This window comes from Bartonella sp. AC329YNZD, from assembly GCF_042196685.1.
In the GTDB taxonomy this organism is placed as follows: Bacteria; Pseudomonadota; Alphaproteobacteria; order Rhizobiales; family Rhizobiaceae; genus Bartonella.
In genome coordinates this window covers 1-8186 of the sequence record NZ_JBHIQS010000027.1, presented here as the reverse complement: position 1 = coordinate 8186, position 8186 = coordinate 1, and the positions used below count along the sequence as shown (strand labels likewise).

The following is an 8186-nucleotide window of genomic DNA, read 5'->3' as shown; positions in this document are numbered from 1 at the left end:
AACGCAAATGGTGCTTATGAAGGCGTCCATGCTTTGATTGGAGCACAATCCATTGTGGGACAAACACCACGCATTCTCATCGCTTCAGGCTTTACACACAAACGCCCTATCAGTCTTAGCAAGATTGATGTGACGAACCAAGGAAGTGGTTACACTCAAGCAACAGTTAAAATTGCCGGCGGTGCAGAAGCAGAAGCAATCCTGAAAGATGGAAAAGTAACTTCTGTTGCCATTAAGAACGGTGGCTTTGATTATCACAGCGCCCCAAATGTGACGATTGAAGGAGATGGCACTGGAGCGACAGCCAAAGCCGAAATCAGTGCAACCTCTAATCCTGTAGCAGCAGAACTGATTGGCATTGCAGAGCGTTTGCGCGCCATTGTGGTGCTTGATGCACCCAACACAACAGATGAAGCAGCTCTTAGCACAGCAAAGGATTTTGATTCAAAACGCGCCATTCTCATTGACCCGTTTGTAAAGGTAAATCGTGATGGAAAAATCATAGAACAGCCGGCAAGTGCAGCGGTTGCTGGTGTCATTGCCAAAACAGATTTTGACAACGGTTTTTGGCATTCTCCTTCCAATAAAGTGATCAATGGCATTGTGGGAACTGCACGCCCTATTGATTTTTCCATTGGGGACAGATCGAGCCGTGCCAACCTTCTCAATGAACAAAATATCACAACAATTATCCGTGAAAACGGCTATCGCCTCTGGGGTAATCGCACACTTTCAAACGATACAAAATTTGCTTTTTTATCCGTGGTGCGCACCGCAGATATGATCAATGATGCTATTTTGCGCGGACATCTATGGGCTGTCGACCGCAATATCAAAAAAACCTACATGAATGATGTCAGTGAAAGCGTCAATGCCTATTTGCGTGATTTAAAAGCACAAGGCGCCATTCTTGGTGGGCGCTGTACGCCTGATCTAGAGCTTAATACAGCAAGCGCCATTGAGAGCGGCAAAGTCTATTTCAATGTCGAATTCACCCCCACAACACCTGCAGAACATATCACGTTCCGTTCACGCATTGTGAATGATTACTTAGAGGAGATCTTTTAATGACCGTACCTGTTTTACCCAGAGTCTTGAAATATTTTAACATTTTTGTCGATGGTATTCCCTATCAGGCAAAATGTGAAAGTGTCACCCTACCGAATTTGAGTTTGGTTGTTGAAAGTTATCGCGGGGGTGGCATGGATAGCTCCATTGAAGTTGACCTTGGTCTTGAAACCCTCACGCTTAGCATGACCATTTCTGATTGCTCTCCAGAGTTGATGGCACTGTTAGGGCGCACCGATGTCAACATCTCATTGCGCAGTTCAATGCAAGCTCAAGGCACACCCGCAGAAGGTGTTGTCATTACCATGAGAGGGCTTTGCAAAGGCTTTGAAATGGCAGAATGGCAACCGGGAGGAAAAGCAACTTCTACGGCTACATTCACATTGCAGTATTTCAAATATGTCCAGAAGGACGTTGAAATCGTTGAGATAGATGTCCTCAACTTGGTGAGAAAATTCAATGGCGTCAATCAACTCGCAGACCATAGAAACAATTTAGGATTATAAAAATGACACTACAAAAAAATGTTACATATCAATTGTTTGAACCTCTCACATTTGAAGGAAAAGAGCACACCACAATTACCTTACGGCGCCCCAAAACAAAAGATTTGCAAGCAATCGACAAAAAAGAAGGTATAGAGCAAACAATCACTATGATCGCACGCCTTTCTGAATGGCCGTATGAGGTCATCTGCGAATTCGACATTAATGATTTGACAAATATTGGAGAGATCTTGGAGTCTTTTACCAAACGGCGGGATACCTCGACTGGGAAAACGCCGCAAAACTCATAGCCGATATTGCTATTGAGTTCCATTGGTCCCTTTCAGACATGATGGAAATGGAACCACAAGAACTCATATTCTGGCGAAACCAAGCAGCAGAAAGGTGTAAAACAAAATGAGTGAAAAAGTTGCTGATGCAAAGGTAAAATTGTCTCTTGAAGATAAACTCACGGCACCTCTCAAACGTGTTCAAAAACAATTCGATACATTGTCAAAAACACTCTCACATAGTTTGGGTATTCCGCGCTTTTCTGCTGCTGTCAAAAACATGACAAAAAGCCTTCATGGCGTTCAAAGTGCTCTTGGAGTGGCGGCAAGTCGTGCTTCAGTCTTTACCGGTGTCTTAGGGCTTGCCGGGGGTGGTCTTGTGGCAAGTGTGACCGCCCTCACCATGAAAACCATGCATCTGGGAGATAGTCTTTATCACGCATCACACCACTTAAATATGAGTGTTACGGCACTTCAATTATGGGGTGATGCAGCCGATAATTCAGGCACTTCTGCCGAGCTTTTTCAACAATCCTTAGCGGTTTTAAATAGGCGTTCGGCACAAGCCTATGCCGGACAAAAAAGAGGCATGATGGGCTTTGAAGCGCTTGGCATTTCTGTCAAAAACACTTCTGGAAAACTCAAATCCACTTCTGTCTTGTTAGAAGAAATTACCGACAAGATGAGTAAGATGAAAAGCCAAGCACAAAGACAGCATATTGCTGCCCTGCTGTTTGGGGGTGATGGTAAAGAAATGGCGACCATGCTTGCACAAGGCATGGCACCCATTAAAGAACTGTTTGCAAAGGCGCGGAAAGGAAAATGGCTGATAGGTGCCGATGTTGCACGCTATGCCGCAGATTTAAGTGACAAGCTTGGTGCTTTTAAGAAAAAAATAGGCGGTATCGCGAGCTTTATTGGCGCCCGTTTCATGCCCGTGATTAATGATATGATTGACGGTTTTTCAAAATTGATTGATGAAAACCGTGATCTCATTCAAACAACCGTTGCGAGCTGGGCAAAAACCTTAAAAAAAGTCCTTAATGATTTGCTTAATCCTACCTCTGATTTAAGAAAAAGCATCAGTGATCTCACAGAGAGGATTAAAGGCTGGTTCCAATGGCTAGAGCCATTGATTGGTGAAATAACCCTCTTTAAGGTGGGGCTTGTAGCTCTTGGTTCCTTCATTTTTGGTCCACTCATTGCCGCATTAGCAGCCGTAGGAACAGCGTTTGTTAGCCTTGGTATCACAATTATGACGACACCTATCGGTTGGTTAATGGGTGGCATTGCAGCGCTCTTTGTCCTCTATCAATATTGGGACAAACTCAATGGTTGGGTAGCAGCATCTTTAGCCGCGGTTGGAGCAGTTCTTACTGGGGCATTCATTGCAGCAATGGTACCGGCAGCTTCTGCAGTTGCTGGTCTTGCGGTATCTCTTGTAGCGTCACTTATCCCAGCAATAACCGCCGTTGGTTCTGCTTTTATATCGCTTGGTGTTGCTATCATGACCACACCTATTGGCTGGATTATTGGCGGCATTGCAGCTCTTGTTGCTGCCGGATATCTGCTCTACAAAAATTGGGACACAGTCATAAGCTTTATAAGCAAGCTATGGGATTCTTTTTACAGCTTATGTAGTAATGTTTTCAATAACCTCTTGACGTTCTTTAAAAACTTTTCACCACTCTCTTGGATTTCGAAAAAAATCAATGAACTCATTGAATGGCTGTTTGGTGTCGATTTAATGGAAGTAGGCTCCAATCTTATTAATGGGCTTTGGGACGGCATCAAAAGCAAATGGAATGCTCTGTCTGAATGGCTCAGCGGCATGATGGGTAAATTAACCAGTTGGATGCCAAACTGGGTGAAAGAAAAGTTAGGCTTTAATGTCTCAATAGACAAAACTTCAACGCAGACCATTAAAACCTTTACTGATGAAACTAAAACACGAGCAAAAAGAATGCTGGATACAGCAGTGGTCACAAATACTCCACCTGAAAAACGCAAGAGTGGCTTTAATACAAGCGTAGTCGAAACAGGACAAATGCAGACTACAAATACAAAAGTGGGCGCCTTCAAAACTCCCAAGCCCATTACCGTTCATAAGCCGGTAGAAGTAGATGCCCGTGTGATGATTTCAAATTTAAATATTTCCGTCCCCAATGGTTTAAAGGACGAAATCAGAGACGCAGTCAATCAAGCCCTTGAACGCTATGCCAAGCAGCAACGCTTGGCTATAGCCTCTAGCCTTTCGGATTAAACATCATGATGTTAGCTTTGGGTGGTTTTATCTTTTCCATTGAAACGGCTGCCTATCAAACCCTTGACATGTCTTATGGCATTCCATGGGTCGAGCAAGGGCGATTGGGGCGCAAATCAGCGCTTCAATTGCCTGCTGTGGCAAATGCAGAGTTTTCTTTAACCGGTGTGATCTATCCAGATTTTAAAGGCGGTCACGGACAAATCGAGTATTTGCGACAAATGGCGCATAATGGTCCTCATATCCTTGTGACCGGTCAGGGGAAAATTTTAGGCAAGTTTGTCATTCTTTCTGTAGAGGAAAAACAAAGCATTTTTCACCAAAACGGATCCCCCAAAAAACAAGAATTTACGATAAAGTTGAGAGAATATGGTGGAGACCTATGAGTGATCTTTACGTAACAAAAGAAGGCGATATGGTTGACGCCATTTGCTGGAGATATTATGCTAAGGGTCAACAAGCCCTTGCTGTTGAACGCGTTTATGCAGCAAATTTTGGTCTTGCAGACCATGGACCTATCTTAAAAGCAGGCATCACAATCGTTTTGCCAACCCTCCCCTATCCTAAAGCCACACCGGTGATTAGAATTTGGGGTAGCCAGTCATGAAACCTTTTTGCACAGTGATGGCAAATGGAGAGGACATCACAAGAATGCTGATGGACTATGTTTTGTCGATTGAAATTACCGATGAAGCAGAAGACAAAAGTGACCGCATTACCATAGAGCTTGATGACCGCGCCCGTGACAGTGATAACGGCTTTCTCGATATTCCTCTCATCGGAACAATCATTTCCGTAACACTTGGCTATGAAGGCGGCAAAAACCGCGATATGGGAGCCTATCTAATTGATGAAATCTCTGTAAGCAGCCCTCCACAAAGTTTAAGCGTGACAGGGCGCACCGCCTCTATGAATACGTCTTATAGAACACCCAAAAGCCAATCCTATCACCAACAAACCCTTGGCAGTATTGTTCAAGAGATAGCAGAGCGCAATGGCTATACACCAAAAGTTGACCCTGCTCTTGCTAAAATTGTTGTGCGTCACATTGATCAAACTTCTGAAAGCGATATGGCTTTTGCCACGCGCCTTGCAGAAGACTATGATGCGGTAGCAAAACCCGTTGATGGCAAGCTTGTTTTGGCTAGACGGGGGGAAGGCAAAGCCATCACTGGTGAAACACTCCCCGTTGTTATTATCCATGAAAAACTCTGTACCTCTTGGGATTTTAAATACAGTGCGCGTGATGAAGCAGGAGCGGCCAATGGCTTAGCAACAGAGGCAGGAGATGATCAAAAAGCCGCCGCTGATGCACGAGAACCAGAAGAAGTTGAAGAAGGCGAAGATGTTATCCATATGGATGAAAATGACGCCCCCAATTTGCCTAAAGCAGAGACGGAAGCCAAAACGCCTGAAAATCAAGAGCAAGAAGAAGAGAAAAAAGGCGGTGTTATTGCAAGCTATCATGATATTCGCACTGGTGAAAAAAAGGAAGTCGAAGTTGGTAATCCGCCGTTTCATGAACTCAAATACACCTACCATAACCAATCAGAGGCTGTTGCGGCCATTGCTGCTTATCGCAATAAATCATCACGCGGTAAGTCTTCTTTCTCATGTGATATCGGCGGTAATCCGTTTGTACAAGCAGAAGCAAAGCTTGTTCAAGAGCCCCCTTTCCGCCCTTATATTCCAGCAGAATGGCGCATCAAAAGTGTTAAGCACAAACTTGATAAAACAGGTGGTTACACCACAAAAATAGATTGTGAACTTTTTGATGAAGCCCAAGAAGACACAGCTGGAAACGTTGCAAACACCACACCAGACAAAGATGATACCCTTAACCCAAACGCTCCACCAAACGCATGCGACGAAGGCGAAGGCGTTATCCATATGGACGAAGAGGATACATGATAGGTTATAAACCAGATGTAGAGCCCCTCATTTAAAAGATTGCTTAAATACCTCCCTTCCCCATCTTTAAAGGTGGGGAGGTAGTCAAGATGCTTCTTCTAAAGCTGCTTGTTCCTTACAATTATTTTGGATAGGCGTTAAGCTAATCTGCAAATTTAAAGCACTCAAAACACTGAGAAAAGTAGAAAGCCGTGGGTCGCCTTTATCACTTAAAGAACGATAAAGAGACTCTCTTGATAGCCCTGTATTTTGGGCGATTTTACTCATTCCTTGGTTTTTCGCTATTATACCAAGAGCATGGGCAAGATACTTACTATCTTTGCTTTCAAGAGCATCTTCTAAAAGAATCCTTTGTGTCTCAGGTGTCTTGAAATATTCACTTGTGTCAAATTTAGTAATTTCCATGTTTCATTTCCTTTACTAATTGAAGAGCTTTTTCGATATCTTTTTGTTGTGTAGATTTATCACCCGCATTTAATAACAAAATGATTTGTTTACCTTGTTTTACAAAATAGATTCTATAGCCAGGACCATGATGTATTTTTAACTCTCCAATTCCACGGAAAAATTTTACATTTCCAAGAAATCCCGTTTCTATTCTTGCTATCCGTTTAACAATATGCGCTTGCGCAATCTCATCTTTTAAAGAATCTAGCCATTTTATAAAATGCTCTGTTTTGTATACTGTAAACATTTGTAACTTATAAGATACAATTATTACAATGTCAAATACATTCTTTTGTTCCAATGAAAAAGCGACATGAAGCTTAACCAAGCTATCTTTCCGAATGAGAAAGATGTCAATTTTTTAATCCAGCTCTGCTTTTTGCGGAGCTTTTTTTATGGAGAAGCATATGCGAAAAATATCATCAGAAGGACTTGCACTTATCAAACAATGGGAAGGTTTGCGTTTAAACGCCTATAAAGATGCCATTGGGGTGTGGACAATAGGTTATGGACATACAAACAGTGCTGGAAAACCTTTTATTTACGAAGGCATGACAATCACTGAAAAGCAAGCAGAAGAACTTCTTTGCCAAGACTTAAGACAATTTGAAAATGCTGTTGAACGCGCTGTTACAGTTTCATTAACAGATGAACAATTCGCGGCGTTAGTGTCCTTTTGCTATAATGTAGGAACAGGAGCCTTTTGTAACTCGACACTGTTAAAAAAGCTCAATCAAGGTGAATATGAAGCTGTCCCTGCCGAGCTACAGAAATGGACCAAAGCAGGCGGTAAGCGTCTTGAAGGTCTCGCACACCGGCGTGCAGCAGAAGCAGGCTTGTGGGCGAAAGGTGCTTTTGTTTCCTCTAACTACCAAACCGTAGAAACACAAGCACCAACGGGATTTTTAAAAGCTGAAGCTCTTGCACCAGTTATTGGGTCTTTTTCAGGGCTTGGTGGTTTATTGGCAGGAAATGGTCCAGTCCAATGGGCGCTTGCCACTATCATGGTTTTAGCCGCATGTGCTGGCATTTTCTTTGTTGCCAAACGTTTTCAGGAACACCGCCTATGATCTTATGGATGAAAAAAATCTGCTGTTAACAGGCGCGGCTTTAGCCGCTTTTTTTATGGCTTTGGCAAAAGCTTTTACCCTTGGAAAAAAGGCAGAACAGCAAAAGCAAACAGAAAAAACCTTAAAGACAGCAACAACACGGCTGGAGGTGGAAAATGAAGTTAATCAGAAAAGTGATACTGATGTGCGTGCTGCTCTCTCTCGTTGGTTGCGGGACAAATAAGTATGTCTCTTGTGTTGGTTGGTTGCCAATTTATTTAGAGAGGCAAGATGTCAACGTCATCAGTTCTAATTTAGCAAGAGAGATCTTAGAGCATAACAAGCAGGGCGAACGTGTGTGTGGGTGGAAACATGGCTAAGAAAAAAACAAAAGACGATACAGAGCTTACAGAAGGAGAAAAAGAAATCCTTCAAGAAATTATCATGACCTACAAAAGTATAAAAGTGATGTCACGTTATACGAGATGGATTGTACCCATTATACTCTTACTAGCGCTTGATTTTTCACGTCTTATAGATGCATTGGTAAATATTTTTACACAAAAACCAAATATCCGACTCTAAACATACTCTGAGACGCGCGAAATTCTTTAGAAAATGGTTTCTTAATTTTGCTCGTCTCATGGAGGCGATAGAGAATGTCTTTGCACAT

The 8186-nt window shown here is 42.7% G+C and carries 13 protein-coding genes and 1 pseudogene; 12 read left to right on the top strand and 2 right to left on the bottom strand.

Annotated features, from left to right (window positions below; genetic code table 11):
- The 8 genes from ACFIMW_RS08470 to ACFIMW_RS08435 form a co-directional block, all read left to right on the top strand.
- The coding region (locus ACFIMW_RS08470; RefSeq protein ID WP_375608786.1) for a phage tail sheath family protein at positions 1 to 1068 on the top strand (1068 nt) is incomplete at its 5' end.
- The gene (locus ACFIMW_RS08465; RefSeq protein ID WP_375608785.1) at positions 1068 to 1574 is read left to right on the top strand and encodes a phage major tail tube protein; all 507 of its coding nucleotides are present in this window, start codon (positions 1068 to 1070) and stop codon (positions 1572 to 1574) included. The genes ACFIMW_RS08470 and ACFIMW_RS08465, both read left to right, overlap by 1 nt.
- A gap of 2 nt (positions 1575 to 1576) precedes the next feature.
- Positions 1577 to 1864 carry a phage tail assembly protein gene (locus tag ACFIMW_RS08460; RefSeq protein WP_375608784.1) on the top strand — a complete coding sequence of 96 codons (288 nt, stop codon included), beginning with the start codon at positions 1577 to 1579 and terminating at the stop codon, positions 1862 to 1864.
- Positions 1865 to 1902: 38 nt separating this feature from the next.
- The gene (locus ACFIMW_RS08455) at positions 1903 to 1974 is read left to right on the top strand and encodes a hypothetical protein (protein WP_375608787.1); all 72 of its coding nucleotides are present in this window, start codon (positions 1903 to 1905) and stop codon (positions 1972 to 1974) included.
- Entirely contained in the window at positions 1971 to 4106 is a 2136-nt protein-coding gene (locus ACFIMW_RS08450; protein ID WP_375608783.1) for a phage tail protein, read from the top strand. The genes ACFIMW_RS08455 and ACFIMW_RS08450 overlap by 4 nt, the downstream gene beginning before the upstream one ends.
- 5 nt (positions 4107 to 4111) lie before the next feature.
- On the top strand, positions 4112 to 4492 hold the full coding sequence (locus ACFIMW_RS08445; RefSeq protein ID WP_375608782.1) for a phage tail protein: 381 nt from the start codon (positions 4112 to 4114) through the stop codon (positions 4490 to 4492).
- Positions 4489 to 4713, top strand: a complete 225-nt coding sequence (locus ACFIMW_RS08440) for a tail protein X (protein WP_375608781.1) — start codon at positions 4489 to 4491, stop codon at positions 4711 to 4713. Before ACFIMW_RS08445 ends, ACFIMW_RS08440 begins: the two co-directional genes overlap by 4 nt.
- Positions 4710 to 6017, top strand: a complete 1308-nt coding sequence (locus tag ACFIMW_RS08435) for a contractile injection system protein, VgrG/Pvc8 family (protein ID WP_375608780.1) — start codon at positions 4710 to 4712, stop codon at positions 6015 to 6017. Before ACFIMW_RS08440 ends, ACFIMW_RS08435 begins: the two co-directional genes overlap by 4 nt.
- Before the next feature lie 84 nt (positions 6018 to 6101).
- On the opposite strand, the gene ACFIMW_RS08430 is transcribed toward ACFIMW_RS08435, so the two are convergent.
- Both ACFIMW_RS08430 and ACFIMW_RS08425 read right to left on the bottom strand, forming a co-directional pair.
- Entirely contained in the window at positions 6102 to 6422 is a 321-nt protein-coding gene (locus tag ACFIMW_RS08430; RefSeq protein ID WP_273783426.1) for an addiction module antidote protein, read from the bottom strand.
- Positions 6409 to 6711, bottom strand: a complete 303-nt coding sequence (locus ACFIMW_RS08425) for a type II toxin-antitoxin system RelE/ParE family toxin (protein ID WP_212113015.1) — start codon at positions 6709 to 6711, stop codon at positions 6409 to 6411. The genes ACFIMW_RS08430 and ACFIMW_RS08425 overlap by 14 nt, the downstream gene beginning before the upstream one ends.
- A gap of 160 nt (positions 6712 to 6871) precedes the next feature.
- Between ACFIMW_RS08425 and ACFIMW_RS08420 the strand changes: the two genes are divergently transcribed.
- From ACFIMW_RS08420 to ACFIMW_RS08405, 4 genes and pseudogenes are all read left to right on the top strand, one after another.
- Positions 6872 to 7534 (top strand): lysozyme, encoded by a 663-nt coding sequence (locus ACFIMW_RS08420; protein WP_375608779.1) that lies wholly within the window; start codon positions 6872 to 6874, stop codon positions 7532 to 7534.
- A pseudogene (locus ACFIMW_RS08415) lies at positions 7531 to 7757 on the top strand (hypothetical protein). Before ACFIMW_RS08420 ends, ACFIMW_RS08415 begins: the two are co-directional and overlap by 4 nt.
- On the top strand, positions 7690 to 7893 hold the full coding sequence (locus tag ACFIMW_RS08410; protein WP_375608778.1) for a hypothetical protein: 204 nt from the start codon (positions 7690 to 7692) through the stop codon (positions 7891 to 7893). The pseudogene ACFIMW_RS08415 and the gene ACFIMW_RS08410 overlap by 68 nt, the downstream one beginning before the upstream one ends.
- The gene (locus tag ACFIMW_RS08405) at positions 7886 to 8098 is read left to right on the top strand and encodes a hypothetical protein (protein ID WP_375608777.1); all 213 of its coding nucleotides are present in this window, start codon (positions 7886 to 7888) and stop codon (positions 8096 to 8098) included. The genes ACFIMW_RS08410 and ACFIMW_RS08405 overlap by 8 nt, the downstream gene beginning before the upstream one ends.
- Positions 8099 to 8186: the final 88 nt, after the last annotated feature.

Coding starts and splice junctions, on each gene's coding strand:
- ACFIMW_RS08445 (WP_375608782.1), top strand. CDS start 4,112: ATGATGTTAGCTTTGGGTGGTTTTATCTTTTCCATTGAAACGGCTGCC.
- ACFIMW_RS08450 (WP_375608783.1), top strand. CDS start 1,971: ATGAGTGAAAAAGTTGCTGATGCAAAGGTAAAATTGTCTCTTGAAGAT.
- ACFIMW_RS08410 (WP_375608778.1), top strand. CDS start 7,690: ATGAAGTTAATCAGAAAAGTGATACTGATGTGCGTGCTGCTCTCTCTC.
- ACFIMW_RS08405 (WP_375608777.1), top strand. CDS start 7,886: ATGGCTAAGAAAAAAACAAAAGACGATACAGAGCTTACAGAAGGAGAA.
- ACFIMW_RS08420 (WP_375608779.1), top strand. CDS start 6,872: ATGCGAAAAATATCATCAGAAGGACTTGCACTTATCAAACAATGGGAA.
- ACFIMW_RS08425 (WP_212113015.1), bottom strand. CDS start 6,711: ATGTTTACAGTATACAAAACAGAGCATTTTATAAAATGGCTAGATTCT.
- ACFIMW_RS08435 (WP_375608780.1), top strand. CDS start 4,710: ATGAAACCTTTTTGCACAGTGATGGCAAATGGAGAGGACATCACAAGA.
- ACFIMW_RS08430 (WP_273783426.1), bottom strand. CDS start 6,422: ATGGAAATTACTAAATTTGACACAAGTGAATATTTCAAGACACCTGAG.
- ACFIMW_RS08440 (WP_375608781.1), top strand. CDS start 4,489: ATGAGTGATCTTTACGTAACAAAAGAAGGCGATATGGTTGACGCCATT.
- ACFIMW_RS08460 (WP_375608784.1), top strand. CDS start 1,577: ATGACACTACAAAAAAATGTTACATATCAATTGTTTGAACCTCTCACA.
- ACFIMW_RS08465 (WP_375608785.1), top strand. CDS start 1,068: ATGACCGTACCTGTTTTACCCAGAGTCTTGAAATATTTTAACATTTTT.